Origin of the sequence: Tropicimonas aquimaris (assembly GCF_042676185.1) — a bacterium.
In the GTDB taxonomy this organism is placed as follows: domain Bacteria; phylum Pseudomonadota; class Alphaproteobacteria; order Rhodobacterales; family Rhodobacteraceae; genus Tropicimonas; species Tropicimonas aquimaris.
Genome location: NZ_JBHTJT010000049.1, coordinates 39,428 through 56,551, shown reverse-complemented (window position 1 = coordinate 56,551; position 17,124 = coordinate 39,428). Strand labels below are relative to the sequence as shown.

Here is a 17,124-nt window from a genome sequence, read left to right as displayed (position 1 = left end):
CCAGCCGTTTCGCTCAAAGGCGGATGACGTATTCCTTGGTGGTCGTCTCAATCACTTCCCAAGTGCCGGAAAAGCCCGGACGAAGGACAAAGCTGTCGCCCGCGCGGACCTCGAACGCCTCGCCGCCGTCTTCGGCGATGATCGAATGCCCGTCGAGGATGCGGCAGTATTCCCACTCGTCGTACCGGATCTTCCACTTGCCCGGGGTGGAGCGCCAGGTCCCGCAGTAGAGCCCGTCACGTTCCTCGAGATTCCAGGTGGTGAACTCGGGAGATCCCGCGATGAGCCTGTCGGCCGGGGGATGATCGGCCTCGGCCGGTCCGTCTGTGGTGATGCGGAGAAAGGTTTCTGACACGGTGGCACCCAATCCTGATCTGCGATTGAGATGTCATATACCGACTTGGCGCGGCTTGGCACGGGCGCAAGTTGTCGGGACCGCGGGTTTCCGACGTGATGCCGGGGTCAGCCCCCTGCTTCGGGAGTAGGCTGCCCGCGATATGTCGATGGGCTAACGCCCAGGTGTCGCTTGAACATTCGGCTGAAGAAATACGGGTCCGTATAGCCGAGTTCCGCCGCGACGGCCTTGACCGTCAACCCCATTCCCAGCCGGTTCGCGGCGAATTCCATGCGTTTCAACTCACGGAACTTCTGCGGGGTCTGGCCGATCCGCTCGCGAAAGGCCCGGCGGAAATAGTCGGGGTTGTAGGGCACCGTCCGGAGCGCCTCCTCGACCCCGGCTCCCAAGGGGTCGGCGGAGAGCCGGGAGGCGACGAGCATGATCTGCATGGACAGATGATCGGCGCTCTCGGGAACGGAGCGTTCCACCTGCCATTCCACGAACGCCTCGTCGAGATAGGCCAGAAGCAGAACCATGAACTGGTGGTGCTGCCCCAGGGTGGTCCGGTCGGTGGGCGCGCTTTGCCGGAAATGCCAGATCAGGGGCTCCAGCACCTCCCAGTTTGGCAAGCGGACAACTTGTCTCAACGCCATCTGCCGGATGAGGTCGCCGCGGCGAAAGAATTCCAGCGAGAAATGCTGCGCGATCCCGACAATCTGCGTGTCCCCCGCATTGGAGCCGCGAAACCGCGTGTGGGCTGGGATCAGCATGCCGTCCCCGGGGCTGAGAACGACCGGTTCCGTCGCATGTCCGACCTGGTAGCTGATCTGGCCCGAGAGGCAGATGATCAGGTCGTGCACGGGGTTTAGCTTGTCGATCCGCCATCCCACGTCGTGCTGCATCTTGATGGTGGAGCGCGCCAGGCGGAGCGACAAGGAGCCAACGGGAATGTGGCTGAGCGGTGAATGTTCGGTTTTGTCCATCTTTTTCTAACATTACCACCATTCACGGGCTGCTTCCAGCGCCGTAACCTCTCACACAAGATGCGAATTCGTGTTCGAAAGCGGATTTCGCAAGTAAACGGGAGGAAAAGATGGAGATCCAGTCCCTGGCTGGAGCCCATCGCACGTTCGAAATGGACGATTCAGACCAGCAAATACCAGTCAGCATCGCCTTTGTCGGCGGAGGATCCCTCAACTGGGCCGCCGAGTTGATGGCCGACCTCGCTCACGACACGCGCCTTCGGGCCGATGTCCGGCTGTTCGACATCGATCAATCGGCTGCACGCCGAAATGCCGAGATCGGGACCCGCTTCGCCGGCGTCTCCCGCGGAGTGCCTGCCTCCTACACTGCCAGCGCCAGCCTGGCGGAGGCGCTGGATGGCGCCGACGTCGTCGTGATCTCGATCCTGCCGGGCACTTTCGACGACATGGCTCAGGATATCGCGATCCCGGCCGCGTTCGGCATCCCGCAGGCGGTGGGCGACACGGTTGGCCCTGGCGGCTTCGTCCGCTCGCTCAGGGCGATCCCGATGCTCGCCGAGATCGCCCGCGCGATCTGCGACCATGCCCCGCGCGCCCATGTCTGCAACCTGACCAACCCGATGAGCGTCCTGACCGGCGCCCTGCACGCGGTCTTCCCGGGCATCCGTGCCTGGGGCGAGTGCCACGAGGTCACGAAGATCCGGCGGCAGGTCGCACAGATCGCCAACCACCAGGCGGGCGAGACGCTCTATGGCCATCGCGACGTTCAGGTGAACGTGCTCGGGATCAACCACTTCACCTTCGTCAACCGGATCTCGCTGGCGGGCCGGGACATGATGCCGGCCTATCTGGAGTTCGTCCGGGCGCACATGCAGGACGGTTGGGCCCAGACTGAACCGGGCAAGGACGAAGAAGATGCGCGGTACTTCGGAACGAAGAACCTCGTGGCCTTCGACCTCTTCCGGCGCTTCGGCATCCCGGCTGCCGCCGGCGACCGGCACCTTGCCGAATTCCTGCCGGTGTCCGACTATCTGAACGCCCCCGAACGCTGGGGATTTGCCCTGACGCCGGTCGCCTACCGGGTGCGGGACAGGGAAGCAAAGCTACAACGGGCGGAGGCCCTGCGCACCGGCGAGCGCGCACCGCGGCCCAGCCGGTCCGACGAGGCGCTGGTCGACCAGATCGTGGCGCTGATGGGGGGCGAGGCTCATGTCAGCAACGTCAACCTGCCCAACATCGGCCAGATGCCCGACCTGCCCGAGGGCACCATCGTGGAGACCAATGCCGTCTTCACGCAGGGTGGCGTCGCGCCGGTCTGCGCGGGCCGCCTGCCGGAGGCGCTCGGCGCAATGGTGCGGGACCACGCGCTGCGGCAGGACGCCTTGCTCCGGGCGGTGCTCGATGCGGACAGCGCGGCGCTCTTCCCGCTGTTCTGCAGCGATCCGCTCGTCGCGCCGATGCCGGAGCAGGCCGCGCGCGAGATGTTCGCGCAGATGCTCGCGGCGACATCCCATGTTCTTCCCGATGACCTGAAAGGAGCGGCCTGATGGGTGGTGACAGCAAGTATCTCGGGCTGTGGTACGTGGCCCCCTACGTGATCGGGCTGCTGCTATTCACCGCGTTTCCCTTCGTAGCCTCGTTCTTCCTGAGCTTCACCGATTACGACCTGCTGTCGCGTCCGGAATGGGTCGGCACGAAGAACTACGAGAAGCTCTTCACCCGCGACCGCACCTTCGACAAGTCGCTGAAGGTCACCCTGATCTACGTCTTCACCACGGTGCCGCTGAAGCTGACCTTCGCGCTCTTCATCGCGGTGGTGCTGAACTACCGCCTCAAGGCGATCAACCTGTTCCGGACGGCCTATTACGTGCCCTCCATCCTCGGCGGCTCGATCGCGATCGCCGTGCTCTGGCGCTACATCTTCGCCGATACCGGGCTGGTCAACATGGTCATCACGGGGCTCGGCGGGGAGCCGGTCAACTGGTTCGGGGAGCCGTCCAACGCGCTCTTCACCATCACGCTGTTGCGCTGCTGGCAATTCGGTTCGGCCATGGTGATCTTCCTTGCCGCGCTGCAATCGGTGGACAAATCGCTCTACGAGGCGGCGGCCATCGATGGCGCGGGCCCCTGGCGCATCTTCCGCCACGTGACGCTGCCGCTGATCACGCCGGTGATCTTCTTCAACCTGATCATGCAGACCGTTCAGGCGTTCCAGGAGTTCAACGGTCCCTACATCATCACCCAGGGCGGTCCTCTGAAATCGACCTACCTGCTGCCGCTCTACATCTACGACGAGGCGTTCAAGAGCTTCGACATGGGCTACGCGTCGGCCATCGCCTGGGTGCTCTTTGCCATCATCATGGTGCTGACCCTGATCGCCTTCTGGTCGTCGAAGAAGTGGGTCTACTACGCCGGCGACAAGAGGAACTGACCCATGGCCAATATTTCCGAAGTCAACGTCCGGTCCGCCGTCATCCCGCCCACCGACATCGAGGTCAAGCTGCGCCGCCAGCGCCGGATCTCCTCGTCCCTGCGCTACAGCCTGCTGACCATCGTCGGGCTGATCATGATCTACCCGCTGATCTGGATGATCGGCGCCTCATTCAAGACCAACGCGGAGATGTTCTCTTCCGCCGGGTTCTGGCCGAAGGAGCCGACACTGCAGGGCTATATCGACGGCTGGAAGACCTCCACGCCCTACACTTTCGGGCATTTCTTCCTCAACTCGCTCTGGATCGTGATCCCCAAGGTGATTGGCACGGCGATCTCCTGCACCCTGGTGGCCTATGGCTTCGCGCGCTTCGAGTTCCCGGGCAAGAAGATCCTGTTTGCCACCGTGATCGCGACGCTGCTGCTGCCGAACGTGGTCACCCGCATCCCGCAGTACCTGCTGTTCAGGGAACTCGGCTGGCTCGACAGCTTCCTGCCGCTCTGGGTGCCTTCGGCTTTTGCGGGCGACGCCTTCTTCGTCTTCATGGTGATCCAGTTCCTGCGCGCCATCCCGCGTGACATGGAAGAGGCCGCGCGGGTCGACGGGGCGACGACGATCCAGACGCTGCTCTACATCGTGGTGCCGATGCTGGCCCCGGCGATCATCTCGGTCTGCCTGTTCCAGTTCATGTGGACCATGAACGACTTCCTCGGGCCGCTGATCTACATCTCCTCGGTCGAGCATTACCCGGTGAGCCTGGCGCTCAAGCTCTCCATCGACACGACCGAGGCCTTCAACTGGAACCAGATCCTCGCGATGTCGGTGCTCACCCTCACGCCCTCGCTGATCGTGTTCTTCATGGCCCAGAAGTATTTCATCGAGGGCATCTCGTCGGGAGGAGTCAAAGGCTGATGGCTGAACTGCAACTCAAATCGGTCGTGAAAACCTATGGCAACGGCTTCAAGGCGGTGCACGGGATCGACCTCGACGTTCACGAAGGCGAGTTCATGGTGCTCGTCGGCCCGTCGGGCTGCGCCAAGTCGACCACGCTTCGGATGATCGCCGGGCTGGAGACGATCACCGGCGGCGAGGTCCGCATCGGCAACCGCGTGGTCAACGATCTCGTGCCGGGCAAGCGCGGCATCGCGATGGTGTTCCAGAACTACGCGCTCTACCCGCACATGAAGGTGCGGCGGAACCTTGGCTTCGGTTTGCAATTGCGCGGGACGCCGAAGGACCAGATCAACGCGGCGACCAACGAGGTTTCCGGCGTCCTGGAGATCGAGGAACTGCTCGACCGGCTGCCCAAGCAGCTTTCGGGCGGGCAGGCGCAGCGGGTGGCGCTCGGGCGGGCCCTTATCAAGCAGCCGGAGGTCTTTCTCTTCGACGAGCCGCTGTCGAACCTAGACGCCAAGCTGCGCGCCTCGATGCGGGTGCGGATCACCGACCTGCACAAGCGCCTGCGCGAGGAGGGGCGCCCCGCCACGGTCGTCTACGTCACACACGACCAGGTCGAGGCGATGACGATGGGCGACCGGATCTGCGTGATGAAGGACGGTTACATCATGCAGGTGGCCGATCCGGAGACGCTCTACGAGCGCCCCGCCAACGCCTTCGTCGCGGGCTTCATCGGCATGCCGGAGATGAACCTCTTTCCGGCCGTGCTGACCCGCGACGGCGACCTGCCGCAGCTGACGGCGGGCGGGCAGACCATCGCCATCGCCGACGGGCTCGCCCACCGGATCCAGACCGGGAACGGCCCGGTGACCTTCGGCATCCGGCCGCAGCAGTTGCATGTGGTCGCGCCGGGCAGCGAGGGCGCCTTCACCGCCACGATCAGCCATGTCGAGTTCATGGGGCACGAGGTGAACCTGCACGCCAGGCTTGGCGACGCGCAGCTCGTCGCCGTCGTGCCTTCGGACCGTTTCGAGAAGCGTTTTGCGCGTGGCGAGAGCGTCGGCCTGCGGCCGGCCGGGTCTCATGTGCACCTGTTCGATGCCGATACCGGCGAGAACGTATCGCTCGCCACCGCAGCACACTGAGTTCAAGGGAGGAAAACATGAAACTCAGCCTACTGAGCCTCGCGCTCGCCACGACAGCCCTCGCGACCAATGCCAGCGCCGCCGATCTGCGGATGAGCTGGTGGGGCGGCGACAGCCGCCACCTCGCCACGCAGGAAGCCCTGAAGGTCTGTGGCGAGAAGCATGGCCACACCATCAGCCCCGAGTTCACCGGCTGGTCCGGTCATTTCGAGAAGCTGACCACCCAGATCGCGGGCGGCACCGAGGCCGACATCATGCAGGTGAACTGGCCGTGGCTGTCGATCTATTCGGCGAATGGCGAGGGGCTGGCCGATCTGAAGGAACTCTCCGGCATCATCGACCTGTCGAACTGGGACGAGACCCAGATCGAGGCCGGTTCGATGGCCGGCAAGCTGAACGGCCTGCCCGTGTCGACCACCGGGCGCCTGTTCGTGTTCAACAAGACCACCTGGGAGAAGGCCGGGCTCGAGCTGCCGAAGACCTGGGACGACCTGATCGCCGCCGGCCCGGTGTTCCAGGAGAAGCTCGGTGAGGATTACTACCCGTTCGAGGCCGCCGCGCTCGACGCCTCGCTCATCATGACGCTCTATGGCACCCAGAAGACCGGCAAGCCGTTGATCGACCCCGCGACCAACGAGATCGCCTGGACGAAGGAGGAGCTGACCGAGGCGATCGAGTTCTACCAGGAACTCGTCGACAACCACGTCATCATCCCGTGGAAGCAGGTCGCCGCCGCTGGCAACGTGCCGCTGCAGGAGAACCCGAACTGGGCCGCCGGCAAGATCGCGGGCACCTACCAGTGGGATTCCACCTACTTCAAGATCTCCGATCCGCTCCAGGAGGGTCAGGAACTGGTCTACACCGACCTGCTGAGCCAGGACGGCGAGAAGACCCCGGGCATCTACCGCAAGGCCTCGATGGTGTTCTCGATCTCGAAAAACTCCGAAAACAAGGAAGCCGCGGCGCAGATCGTCAATTGCCTGCTGAACGAGCCCGAGGGCGTTTCGGCACTCGGGTCCACCCGCGGCGTGCCGGCCTCCACGACCGCCCGCCAGCAACTGATCGACGCCGGCGACATCGAGCCGATGCAGATCGAGGCGCAGGACCGGGTCATCAACGCCAAGGGGCCGGGCATCCACCCGATGATGGAGCACCCGGACGTGCGCTCGGCGCTGCAGGACAACCTGGAGCTCTTCGCCTACGGCGAAATCGACGCCGCGACCGCGGCCGACGAGATGATCTACGCGATCGAGGAAGCCCTCGAAGACGTCAGATCCTGACCTGACCACCACTCCGGAAGCCGGGCCCCCGTGGCCCGGCAGCCCACCACCTGAAACGGATACCACCATGGCCGGCCTTCGCGTTCTTGCGACCACCGCGAGAACCGTTTCCCTCCTTTTGGCGCCCGACGGCGCGCGGTTCGCGCTGTCGGAGCCGATCTACTGGACGCTCCGGGACGCGGAAGGCCGGCGCGTGGCGGCCGGAGAGGCGCGGGCGGCCGCGCTCTTCCTCGACGGGCTCGCCCCGGACACGGGTTACAGGCTCGAAACCGACATCGGCTCGCTGGAGTTTCGGACGCAGCCCTGCGCCGGTTTGGTCGAGGCGGCGGATTTCGGCGTCGACGCGATGCACCCGGACAACACTGAAGCCTTTGCCCGCGCTATCGACGCGGTGCCCCCGGGCGGCACGCTCCGGCTCGGGCGCGGCCGCCATGTTACCGGTCCGCTGTTCCTGAAGCCGCGGATGACGCTGCATCTCGACGAGGGCGCGGAACTCGCCGCCCGATCCGACCGGGAAGGCTGGCCAATACTGCCCGAACGGACCGCGGACGGCCGCGTTCTGGGCACCTGGGAAGGCCTGCCGGAACCCTGTTACGCGGCGCTGGTCACGGCGATCGACTGCGATCGCCTCGCGATCACCGGGCGCGGCGTGATCGACGGCGGCGGCGATCGCGGCGACTGGTGGCACTGGCCGAAGGAGCGCCGCAACGGCGCCCGGCGGCCGCGCACGCTCCACCTCGTCCATGGCGCCGATATCAGCGTCACCGGCGTCACCATCCGCAATTCGCCGTCCTGGACGGTGCATCCCTACCGGTGCCGCCGGTTGCATGTTTCCTCCGTGAGGATCGAGAACCCGCCCGACAGCCCGAACACCGACGGGCTGAACCCTGAGAGCTGCGAGGCGGTCGAGATCGCGGGCGTGGATTTCTCCGTCGGCGACGATTGCATCGCCATCAAGGCGGGCAAGCGTGGGCCTGGACAGACCGACCACCTGGCGCCAACGCGCGACGTCCGGATCTCGCATTGCCGGATGCAGCGCGGGCACGGCGCGGTCGTCCTCGGCTCGGAAATGTCGGGCGGCATCCACAACGTTACGATCTCGGACTGCGAGTTCCACGCCACTGACCGCGGGCTGCGGCTCAAGACGCGGCGGGGCAGGGGTGGCACCGTCGAGCGGGTGTCCATGCGCAATGTCGAGATGTGGGACGTGCCGACGCCGCTGGCGGTTAACGCCTTCTATTTCTGCGATCCCGACGGCAAGGACGACTGGGTCCAGAACCGCGCGCCTGCACCGGTGGACGAGACCACGCCCAGCCTGCGCGGGATCAGCCTGACGAACGTTCGTGCGCATCGGGTTTCTCTCGCCGCGGCGGCCGTGCTCGGCCTGCCCGAAGCGCCCGTTGGAGGGATCGCAATTGCGGGCTTCGAGGTCTCTTACGATCCCGATGCGCGCGCGGCGGAACCACTGATGGCACTCGGCGTCAAGCCGGTGCGCCATGCCGGCGTGATTGCCCGGAACGCCGAGGTCACCGGCACCGTGACCTGCTTCACAGAGGACGAGGACATGACCCCATGCTGATGGAGTTTTTCGACACCTATGTCCGGGCCTACCACCCCTATAAGAACGGGGCATGGTGCTACGAGGATGGCTGCATCTATCGCGGGCTCGAGTGCCTTCATCGGGCCACCGGCGATCCGCTCTGGAGCGATCACCTCGCCCGCCTTGTGGACGCGCGGATGGAGGACGGGCCCGTCCTTTCGGGCTACGATCCCAACGAGTACAACATCGACAACGTGCTGCCCGGGCGCGCGCTGCTCTATCTGCACGAGATCACCGGTAGGCCGGTCTATCTCGACGCGGCCGCCCTGCTGGCCCGGCAGCTCTCCACCCATCCGCGCACGCGTTCGGGCGTCTACTGGCACAAGCTCCGCTACCCGTGGCAAGTCTGGCTCGACGGGATCTACATGGGTGCGCCTTTCCAGGTCGGGTATGGCCTGCGGATCGGCGACGAGGCCCTGATCGGCGACGCGCTGGCCCAGGTCGGCACGGCGCTCGACATGACCCATGTGCCCGAGACCGGGCTCTATGCCCACGCGGTCGACGAGGCGCGCAAGCAGCCCTGGGCCGACCCGGAAACGGGCCACTCCAGCGCCCACTGGGCCCGCGCGCTCGGCTGGCTCGCCATGGCGCTTGTCGATATCGCGGAGCTTGCGGGGCCTCAGCGGTTTGCGCCGCTCTGTGGGCGCACCGTGACCCTCCTCGAGCGGATCGACGCGCTGCGCCAGCCGGACGGCCTCTGGCTTCAGGTCATCGACCGGCCGGACCTTGCCGGGAACTACGAAGAGAGCTCGGCCTCGGCGATGTTCATCTACGCCCTGCTCCGTGCCAGGGCGCTCGGGCTCTGGAACGGTGCGTGCCATGGCCTGCTCGATCGGCTCACGGCACAGGCGCTGCGCCCGACCCCGTCGGGCGGCATGGAGTTCGTCGAGATTTGCGAGGTCGCCGGCTTGGGCACGTTCGGGGATCGTTTTCGGGACGGCTCGGCCGAATACTACCTCTCCGAGCGGCGGGTGGCGGACGACGCCAAGGGGGTCGGGCCGCTGATGATGGCCGTAGCGGCCGACCTTGAGCTGGCGCAGAGCCGGCCGGCGATACGCGCCAGCCGGTGAACCGCTTCCCGGACTGGCCGCCAGACGCCGCCCCGTTCACGCGGACGGCCGTGTCAAGCGCGGCGGTGCTTTCCGGCGCGGACCTCATGGGGGCCGCGCTTGCCGATCCATGGGTGCCCGAGGTGCCGGATTGGGAGACTTCGGCCGTCGACTACATTGTCGACAGCGAAGCGCCTGCGGACCCGCCGCATCGCTTCCGGACCCTTCAGGCCGCGGTCGACCAGGCGATAAGGGATGGCGCGGGTGCGCGGGATGGCGGGCGGCGGGTGATCCGGATCGCATCAGGCTTCTACCGGGGGCCTGTGTTCCTGCCGGCCGAAGCACCACCGCTGTCGTTGCTGGGCACCGGGCCCGACAAGGTGACGCTGGCCGCCCGGATCGACGCGCGAATGCCGGGCCGGGAATATCAAGAGCGGTTCGGCGCAAATTTCGCCGCCGCGCCGCCACCGGTGCGCGCCCAGTTCGCCCGTATCGTGGCGCGCGAACGGATCACCACAGGCAATACGGCGGTCCTGCGGATCGAGCGTGGCGACACCTGCGTCGCGGGCATGACGATCCGCAACGATTACGCCTGCGACCGCAAGGAGGCCGCGCCATCTGGCGCAGAAGCAGACGTTCATGGACGTTACGCGCAGGGTCAGCACCAGGCCGTCGCCTGCCATGTCGCCGGCGCGGATCGTGTCCATCTCCACGATCTGCATCTTGAGAGCTTCCAGGACACGCTCTATCTGCAAGCTCCCGTCGCGGGCATCGGGCGCAGCTTCCTGTCAGGGTGCCGGATATCCGGCGATGTCGATTTCATCTTCGGAGGGGCCACCGCCTTCTTTGATCGATGCGAAGTTGTCACCCGCGGCGCTCGCGTCGCAAGAAGCTGGGCGCTGGCGCCTAGCACCAACCTCTGGATGCCCCACGGGTTTGTCTTTGATCGCTGCCGTTTCACGCATGATGGTTCGGAAGCGGGGCCAAACGGGACGAGTTTCCTTGGAAGGCAATGGTTCGAGGGCGTGCGCGCCACGCCCTATTGCGTGCCGAAGGGGGCGGACTACCGCAGCATCCTCGGCAATTCGGATCACCTCGAGGCGGATGGCGGGCAGATCAGCCGACGGTGCCTCGAAGCGGTCGGCAAGTGCATCGTGCGGAACTCGCAGCTTGGGTCCCACATCTCGACGACCTCGCCATGGGATGCCTGGTCCGCCGGTAACTGGTCGCCTCGATACCGCCCGGTCCAGACATCAGGCGGAGCGTTCCTGAGCTACCTCGACGCCTGGCTCGCGGAGATGCAACAGGACTTCGCCGGTGTCTGCGCGCAACCGGCGTGGCTCCGGGTCGAAAACTGCACGACCTGCTAACATAAGGTAAGTCCCTCCCGGAGACCGGTCGTGCCAACGACATTTTCGAAGACAGGCCAGCTGCCCGCCTTCCTGGGTCGGGTCGGCCATGCCTTTGCCGCCCTTGCGGCAGGGTCAGGATTTCGGACGGAGCGATTGGTTCCAGTATTCGGAAGCCTTGCATTCGAAGTGCGTTAGGCCGACCCGGCAGTCCGTGGCCATGGCGCAAAAGGCGCGGCCAGCAGGGCGAACGCCAAAGTCCAGAAGGCGGGCCGGCAAGTTCGCGCCGTGGATGCCCCCAAGAAGGGGCGCATGGTCGGCGGCCTCGGTTCCCGGCGCGTGGTCCGCCACCGCGATGGAGCCCGCGTCGGGATAACGAACGTGGCCGAACGACAGCGAGAGATCACGGATGTTTGCAATAGTGCCGGTCACGGCCTTTCTCCTCGTGTCGGAACGCCTGCGCCTACCGACGGGACGAGGCAATGGCTGTCAATCTCGCGGCCGGACAGCAGCGTGGATTACGACGCGTCTTCTGAGAGGGCGAGGCACTGTCAGCGGCGCTGATCGCCGCCGAATTCAGTGACTCGCGGGAGGGCGGCCGCGTCATCGTGACGGTGCCGCTCTCTTCGCAGGCCGCGGATGTGGCGCCGGGGTTTCAGCAGGGCTTTGGCGCCGCAAGGAAACATCTGTCGGAGGTCGACGAGCGCACCAAAGTGTTGGGTCGCGAGATCCGCGCGCCCCGGTGGCTCTTCTGGAGGGCGTTGGTCATGCCCGAAACTCTGCCGCAATGGTGGGGGGCGGATGGTTTCACCTGCCGCACGGACCGGATCGATCTTCAGACGGGGAGGCATGGGATTTTAGGCTGGATCGTGCCGGACGGCGCGAAATTCCGGAACCACCGCCTGGTTGGCGAGATCCGGGACGAGGAACGCATTCCGATGCGCGGCACTGGCAAAAAAGGACCCAAGCACGCCGATGCCCGGGCAACGTTCGAAGAAGCCGGCGATGCGACTACGGTGACGCTGGGATTGCTCTTCAATACCTCTGCCCAGTTTCCAGACGTTCGGGGCTCGGGGCGGAAAAGCTCGGGGCTGCAATCCCTCGACAATCTCGGGCGCTTCGGCGCGGCTGCGTGATCTGGCGGCGGGGAGGGCCGTTGTTCCAGACGGGTCGCCGTGAACAGGCACTCCGTCCAATTATAGGCGGGTTTGGTTTCGCCTTGGCGCACCGCCTGCGTCGGTGAACCGGTGATGCCGCGTCTTTCCGATGAGACTGCGGCATCTGCAGTCTAGGCGCCGAGTTTGAAGAACTCGTCCGTCAACTCGCCCGTTCCGTCCCGAAGCAGGAGGTGCGGCGGCACGCCGTGCGGGCGGATCTTGTCCTCCGGCAGCGGCGAGACATAGGTGCGCCCGCCGAGGCGCGTGTCGAAGTCGGCTCGAACCTCTTCGCGAAAGGCGGCGTCCGTCATCACGTCGTAGCCGACACCCGCCATGACGACGGCCGAGTTTAGCGCCCCCTTGTCCCCGATCGTCATGCCGCTGCAGGCGGTGACAGGCCAGGTGTGCAACCCGACCCCGCGGGGTATCGTGGTCCAGGCGAAGACGCCGGTCGGGGTGTTGTAGCTCACGTCGCCCACATCGGTCGATCCACCCGAGGTGATCTCGGGAAGGAACGGCAGCACAGTCTCGTCAAGACCCGCTTCCTCCAGCCCCATCCCGGCCTGACACACGGTGGCAAAGGCCTGCTCCTGCTCGGTCCACACGACAGGCACCGCCGCGATGTGGTCGTAGATGCGCCGGGCCAGCGGTTCGTTGGGCAGAAGGTCATGCATGCCGAAGAGATGATCCACCTCGACCTCGGTTTGGGTCATCAGGGCAGAGCCTTCGGCGATCTCCCGCACCCACTCGGTGACTTCGGCGACCTCCTCGCGGCTGGCATCCCGGACGACGATCAGGATTCCGGCCTGGTCGGGCACGACATTCGGCGCCTCGCCCGCGGCGGTGTAAACGTAATGAAGCCGAGTGGTAGGCTTGAGGTGCTCGCGCATGAACTGGATTCCAGTGGCGAAGATCTCGGCGCCCTTGAGCGCGCTGCGCCCCGTCCAGGGATCGACCCCGGCATGGGCGGTCTGACCCCGCCATGTGACCTGAAGCCGGTCGAGTGCCGCCGTCCGCAGGAGCCCGGCAGCGGTCACCGGCGCAGGATGCCAGGCCAGGCAGGCGTCGAGATCGTCAAAGAGACCGTCGCGCGCCATGTATACCTTGGCGCCTTCGGTCTCCTCGGCTGCACAGCCATAGACCCGGACCGTTCCCGGCGTGCCATCCTCCATCATCATCTGCTTCAGGGCCATCGCCGCGCCGGTGCAACCGGCGCCCAGCATGTTGTGTCCGCAGCCATGCCCGACCTCGACGCCTCTGGGCCCCGGCGTCTGCCGCGGCTCGGCGGCATTGCCGAGCCCGGGCAGCGCGTCATATTCCGGCAGGAAGCCGACCTTTGGCCCGCCGTCGCCCTGCGACCACTCGGCAACGAAGGCGGTGGGGATGTTGGAGGTCCCCACGCTTACGATCTCGAACCCGGCCTCCTGCAGCTCGCGCAGGTGAATTTCGGCCGAGACCTCTTCTTGCAGCGACAGTTCCGCGTTCTCCCAGACCTCGTGCGATATCCGCAGGATGACGTCTCGATAGGCCTCGACCGCGCGTTTGGCTGCCTCCGAGGCGGCTGGTGCCCCGGCCGATCCCTGCTGCGCCGAGGCCAGGCCAGCCGAGCCGAAAGGAAGGATCACCGTGGAAGCCATCGCACCAAGGAGCACGTCCCGGCGCGTCGGCGTGAGGAGCTTTGGATCGAAGCTGGGGAACATTGCAATCGTCCTTTGGCAGAGAAATGGAAATGGTTGTTCTGCAACAACTTCCGAGGATCGGCAGAGGTCTGTCAAGAAACGTATCTGCGACGGAAAGGGTCGCCCGCATCGCGCAAGGAGGACAGCAGTATGGGGAATCGCGAGGGATCCGGTCGTGGGGGAAGGGGGGGGCCATGTGGCGGCCCGCCATGTCCATCCTGGCGGATTTCAACGCGCTCTACTGCGGAGCGGTGGCCGGCCATCGATCCGGGTGGTGTAAGGGAGAGCTACGGGCGGGACGCGCGAGCAGGCGGCCGTGTCGGAGATCCTGAAAGGATCATTCGCGTGGCGAGCCTGGCCGCATGTCCGGTTGGCTACCGGCGCCGCTTTCGGGGAACGGGCAGGGCACGGTCGGTGGGGCACCGCTGCCAGAGAGGTGCTTCGCCGGGCCGAGCGTCAGAGCATTTCGGCGAGGCGTTTGCGCAGGGCCGTGTGGTCCGGAACCGGGACGCCGGTGAAGATCTCGAAGGCATCCACGCCCTGGTAGTAATAGAGCTCGTAGCCGGAGAGGAACGCCGCACCCGCCGCTTCCGCCTGCGCCTTGAAGGGGGTGTCGAGCGGTGTGTAGACGGCATCGAAGGCCCACCGCGCGGCGGGGAAGGTGCCTTCCGGAACCGGCGTGCCGCCATAGCCGACCATGCCGAGCGGGGTGGAGTTGACGACACCATCGACGCCTGCGAGGTCGTCCAGCGTGCCAACCCGCGCCAAGGCCGCGCCGCCCGCGTTGACGTTCCGGGCGAGCGTTTCCGCCTTCTGGCGGTCGGTCTCGATCAAGATGATCTCGCGCGCACCCAGACGCTTGAGCGCGAAGGCGATTGCCTTGCCAACGCCGCCAGCCCCGAACATCGCCACCGTTCCCGGCTCTGCCGTGTCGAAACTGTTCCGCCAGGCGCTGATGAAGCCGGTGAAGTCGGTGTTCTGGCCATTCGGACCCTCGGGCCTGAAGGTGACGGTGTTGACCGAGCCGATACGCGCGATGTCCGGGTCCTCGACCGTCACTTTGGCCACGACGCGCTCCTTGTAGGGCAGGGTGACGTTGATGCCGTCCAGCCCGTTCCGGCGGACATGGTCGAACACTGCGTCGAACTCCATCCCCATCTCCTTCGGAATGAAGAGGTCGTAGCTGACGTCGAGCCCGGTCATCTCGCCGCATTGGCGGTGGAGGGCAGGCGCGCGCGAGGCCTTGATGTTGTCGCCGATCAGTCCGAGGCGGATCCGTTTCATGGTCTTTTGTCCGACTATCCCTGATATCCGAGTTGCCGTGGCAGGAAGAGCACCACGTCCGGAACCAGGATGAGCACCAGCAAGGCAACGATCAGCACCAGCAGGAAGGGAATGACCTCGCGGATGATCTCGCCGAGCGGAATGTGGGTGACCGCGTTGATCACGAAGAGAAGGATGCCGTAGGGCGGGGTAATCAGGCCGATCATGCAGTTGACGACCGCCACGACCCCGAAGTGCACCAGGTCAATCCCGAGTTCCCGGCAAGTGGGCAGAAACAATGGGATGATGACGAGAATGATTGTTGTGGCATCGAGAACGCAGCCGAGAAGCAGGATCAGGATGTTGACGCCGATGAGGAACACGATCGGCGATACGTCGAGGTCCACCAGCGCGCCGGCCATCATGTTGGGTATGTTTTCCGAGGCGACGATGTAGTTCAGGATCAGTGCGCCGCCGATCACCAGTCCGACCGCGGCCGAGGACCGGGCGCTTTCCACGAGGATCCTGTAGAAGGCGCCGATGGAGAGAGCACGGTAGAAGAAGGCGGCGAGCAGGAGCGCGTAGAACGCCGCGACGGCCGCGGCTTCCGTCGGCGTGGTTACGCCGCCGTAGATCCCGTAGAGCAGGATCGCGGGCATGAGCAGCGCCGGGAAGGCTCTGACCGTCAGCGAGGGCAACTCCTTCAGCGGAACGGCGTCCTCCATCCCGAACTGCCGGCGGCTCGAGATGAAATAGTTCATCGCCATGAGCACGACGCCCATCAGCAGACCCGGAAGGATGCCACCGAGAAACAGGAAGCCGATCGAGGTGTTGGAGACGAGTGCGTAGAGCACCATCGGAATGGACGGCGGGATGATCGGGCCGATCGTGGCGGAGGCCGCGGTGATCGCGGCGGCGTAGCCGCGCGTGTAATGGCCGGACTTGGTCATCATGTCGATGATGATCTTGCCGATGCCCGCGGCATCAGCCACCGCGGAGCCGGACATGCCGGAGAAGATCAGCGAGGCAACAACGTTCACATGCCCGAGGCCCCCCCGGAAGCGACCCACGAGTCCGATACAGAACCGCAGCAGCCGGTCGCTGATCGTGCCCGCGTTCATGATGTTGGCGGCGACGATGAAGAGCGGCACCGCGAGCAGGATGAAGCTCTGGTAGAGGCCGTCCATCAACTGCTTGCCCGCGATCCCGATGCTCTGTCCGGAAGCGAAAAGGTAGACGATGGACGCCACGAGAATCGAATAGGCGACGGGCGTGCCGATTCCGGCGAGGAAGAAGAGCGTGAGAATGCAGGCGGCGAATTCGAGGCTCATTTGGGGTCCGCAGTCTGGAATTCTTCGTCGGTTTCCTCCGCGATCTCGGCGTAGTGATGCAGGTCCGCTTCGGCGCCGTTCCGGTAGGCGTTGATCGCGCGCCAGCCATACCGAAGCGCCACGATCACCAGGAAGGCGATGTAGATCGAGTAGATGCCGCGCATCTTGAGATCGGGGCCGAAGACCTGGTCGAGCGTGGCCGTGCTCTTCAGCCTGAGGATCGCAAAGCGGCTCCACGTCGGCTCGATTGATGCAACAAGCGCCACGCAGACGGCCAGACCGGAGATTATGGCGAACCATTTCCGGACATTCGGCGCCACGTGCGTATAGAGGATGTCAAAGGTCACGTGGTCCCGCTGGCGAACGATGAAGGCATTGCCCCAGAACACGATCCAGACCCACATCAACAGGCAGAACTCCAGCGTCCAGCCATACCGGTCCGGCGCCAGGAAGGGCACTGCTTCAGCGACCCACGACAGACGCGCGGTGTAGCGGATGGTGATCTGGATGATGAAGGTGGCGAACATGGCGGCCATGAGAATGGCCGCCACGAACTCTGTCGCACGGGAGAACCAACGGGTGGTGGTGCCCATGTCTCGCTCCTCCCGTGCAGATTTCAGGCG

16 protein-coding genes are annotated in these 17,124 nt (G+C 65.4%); 9 read left to right on the top strand and 7 right to left on the bottom strand.

Going from position 1 to position 17,124, the window contains the following annotated elements; translation table 11 throughout:
• Positions 1–13: 13 nt before the first annotated feature.
• Together ACFQ2S_RS19870 and ACFQ2S_RS19865 are read right to left on the bottom strand one after the other, a co-directional pair.
• Positions 14–355 (bottom strand): cupin domain-containing protein, encoded by a 342-nt coding sequence (locus tag ACFQ2S_RS19870; RefSeq protein WP_386077192.1) that lies wholly within the window; start codon positions 353–355, stop codon positions 14–16.
• 107 nt (positions 356–462) lie between these two features.
• Positions 463–1,320, bottom strand: coding sequence for a helix-turn-helix domain-containing protein (locus ACFQ2S_RS19865; protein ID WP_386077190.1), 858 nt, complete (start codon positions 1,318–1,320; stop codon positions 463–465).
• Positions 1,321–1,430: 110 nt separating this feature from the next.
• On the opposite strand from ACFQ2S_RS19865, the gene ACFQ2S_RS19860 reads away from it, so the two are divergent.
• The 8 genes from ACFQ2S_RS19860 (at position 1,431) to ACFQ2S_RS19825 (ending at position 11,092) form a co-directional block, all read left to right on the top strand.
• Positions 1,431–2,867, top strand: coding sequence for a family 4 glycosyl hydrolase (locus ACFQ2S_RS19860; RefSeq protein WP_386077188.1), 1,437 nt, complete (start codon positions 1,431–1,433; stop codon positions 2,865–2,867).
• Positions 2,867–3,751, top strand: a complete 885-nt coding sequence (locus ACFQ2S_RS19855) for a carbohydrate ABC transporter permease (RefSeq protein ID WP_386077187.1) — start codon at positions 2,867–2,869, stop codon at positions 3,749–3,751. Before ACFQ2S_RS19860 ends, ACFQ2S_RS19855 begins: the two co-directional genes overlap by 1 nt.
• 3 nt (positions 3,752–3,754) lie before the next feature.
• Positions 3,755–4,663: a carbohydrate ABC transporter permease gene (locus ACFQ2S_RS19850; protein ID WP_386077185.1), complete on the top strand. Its 909-nt coding sequence runs from the start codon at positions 3,755–3,757 to the stop codon at positions 4,661–4,663.
• Positions 4,663–5,793, top strand: a complete 1,131-nt coding sequence (locus ACFQ2S_RS19845; protein ID WP_386077183.1) for an ABC transporter ATP-binding protein — start codon at positions 4,663–4,665, stop codon at positions 5,791–5,793. Before ACFQ2S_RS19850 ends, ACFQ2S_RS19845 begins: the two co-directional genes overlap by 1 nt.
• A gap of 17 nt (positions 5,794–5,810) precedes the next feature.
• Entirely contained in the window at positions 5,811–7,073 is a 1,263-nt protein-coding gene (locus tag ACFQ2S_RS19840) for an ABC transporter substrate-binding protein (RefSeq protein ID WP_386077181.1), read from the top strand.
• 67 nt (positions 7,074–7,140) lie between these two features.
• The gene (gene pglA / locus ACFQ2S_RS19835) at positions 7,141–8,652 is read left to right on the top strand and encodes a polygalacturonase PglA (RefSeq protein WP_386077179.1); all 1,512 of its coding nucleotides are present in this window, start codon (positions 7,141–7,143) and stop codon (positions 8,650–8,652) included.
• Complete coding sequence (locus ACFQ2S_RS19830) at positions 8,646–9,743, top strand: glycoside hydrolase family 88/105 protein (RefSeq protein ID WP_386077177.1); 1,098 nt, start codon at positions 8,646–8,648, stop codon at positions 9,741–9,743. The genes pglA and ACFQ2S_RS19830 overlap by 7 nt, the downstream gene beginning before the upstream one ends.
• Positions 9,740–11,092 (top strand): pectinesterase family protein, encoded by a 1,353-nt coding sequence (locus ACFQ2S_RS19825; RefSeq protein ID WP_386077175.1) that lies wholly within the window; start codon positions 9,740–9,742, stop codon positions 11,090–11,092. The genes ACFQ2S_RS19830 and ACFQ2S_RS19825 overlap by 4 nt, the downstream gene beginning before the upstream one ends.
• Positions 11,093–11,206: 114 nt before the next feature.
• Here the strand turns inward: ACFQ2S_RS19825 and ACFQ2S_RS19820 are convergent, their stop codons facing one another.
• Entirely contained in the window at positions 11,207–11,503 is a 297-nt protein-coding gene (locus tag ACFQ2S_RS19820) for a hypothetical protein (protein ID WP_386077173.1), read from the bottom strand.
• Positions 11,504–11,679: 176 nt separating this feature from the next.
• On the opposite strand from ACFQ2S_RS19820, the gene ACFQ2S_RS19815 reads away from it, so the two are divergent.
• On the top strand, positions 11,680–12,207 hold the full coding sequence (locus ACFQ2S_RS19815; RefSeq protein ID WP_386077172.1) for an SRPBCC domain-containing protein: 528 nt from the start codon (positions 11,680–11,682) through the stop codon (positions 12,205–12,207).
• Between the two features lie 152 nt (positions 12,208–12,359).
• Here the strand turns inward: ACFQ2S_RS19815 and ACFQ2S_RS19810 are convergent, their stop codons facing one another.
• The 4 genes from ACFQ2S_RS19810 to ACFQ2S_RS19795 form a co-directional block, all read right to left on the bottom strand.
• On the bottom strand, positions 12,360–13,928 hold the full coding sequence (locus ACFQ2S_RS19810; protein WP_386077170.1) for an amidohydrolase: 1,569 nt from the start codon (positions 13,926–13,928) through the stop codon (positions 12,360–12,362).
• 435 nt (positions 13,929–14,363) lie between these two features.
• The gene (locus ACFQ2S_RS19805; protein WP_386077168.1) at positions 14,364–15,191 is read right to left on the bottom strand and encodes a shikimate dehydrogenase family protein; all 828 of its coding nucleotides are present in this window, start codon (positions 15,189–15,191) and stop codon (positions 14,364–14,366) included.
• A gap of 14 nt (positions 15,192–15,205) precedes the next feature.
• Complete coding sequence (locus ACFQ2S_RS19800; protein ID WP_386077166.1) at positions 15,206–16,501, bottom strand: TRAP transporter large permease; 1,296 nt, start codon at positions 16,499–16,501, stop codon at positions 15,206–15,208.
• Positions 16,498–17,094 carry a TRAP transporter small permease gene (locus ACFQ2S_RS19795; protein WP_386077164.1) on the bottom strand — a complete coding sequence of 199 codons (597 nt, stop codon included), beginning with the start codon at positions 17,092–17,094 and terminating at the stop codon, positions 16,498–16,500. The genes ACFQ2S_RS19800 and ACFQ2S_RS19795 overlap by 4 nt, the downstream gene beginning before the upstream one ends.
• Positions 17,095–17,124 lie beyond the last annotated feature (30 nt).

Excerpts from the sequence above, each read along its gene's own strand:
- ACFQ2S_RS19865 (WP_386077190.1), bottom strand. The coding sequence starts at position 1,320 with ATGGACAAAACCGAACATTCACCGCTCAGCCACATTCCCGTTGGCTCC.
- ACFQ2S_RS19860 (WP_386077188.1), top strand. The coding sequence starts at position 1,431 with ATGGAGATCCAGTCCCTGGCTGGAGCCCATCGCACGTTCGAAATGGAC.
- ACFQ2S_RS19855 (WP_386077187.1), top strand. The coding sequence starts at position 2,867 with ATGGGTGGTGACAGCAAGTATCTCGGGCTGTGGTACGTGGCCCCCTAC.
- ACFQ2S_RS19850 (WP_386077185.1), top strand. The coding sequence starts at position 3,755 with ATGGCCAATATTTCCGAAGTCAACGTCCGGTCCGCCGTCATCCCGCCC.
- ACFQ2S_RS19845 (WP_386077183.1), top strand. The coding sequence starts at position 4,663 with ATGGCTGAACTGCAACTCAAATCGGTCGTGAAAACCTATGGCAACGGC.
- ACFQ2S_RS19840 (WP_386077181.1), top strand. The coding sequence starts at position 5,811 with ATGAAACTCAGCCTACTGAGCCTCGCGCTCGCCACGACAGCCCTCGCG.
- pglA (WP_386077179.1), top strand. The coding sequence starts at position 7,141 with ATGGCCGGCCTTCGCGTTCTTGCGACCACCGCGAGAACCGTTTCCCTC.
- ACFQ2S_RS19830 (WP_386077177.1), top strand. The coding sequence starts at position 8,646 with ATGCTGATGGAGTTTTTCGACACCTATGTCCGGGCCTACCACCCCTAT.
- ACFQ2S_RS19810 (WP_386077170.1), bottom strand. The coding sequence starts at position 13,928 with ATGTTCCCCAGCTTCGATCCAAAGCTCCTCACGCCGACGCGCCGGGAC.
- ACFQ2S_RS19805 (WP_386077168.1), bottom strand. The coding sequence starts at position 15,191 with ATGAAACGGATCCGCCTCGGACTGATCGGCGACAACATCAAGGCCTCG.
- ACFQ2S_RS19800 (WP_386077166.1), bottom strand. The coding sequence starts at position 16,501 with ATGAGCCTCGAATTCGCCGCCTGCATTCTCACGCTCTTCTTCCTCGCC.
- ACFQ2S_RS19795 (WP_386077164.1), bottom strand. The coding sequence starts at position 17,094 with ATGGGCACCACCACCCGTTGGTTCTCCCGTGCGACAGAGTTCGTGGCG.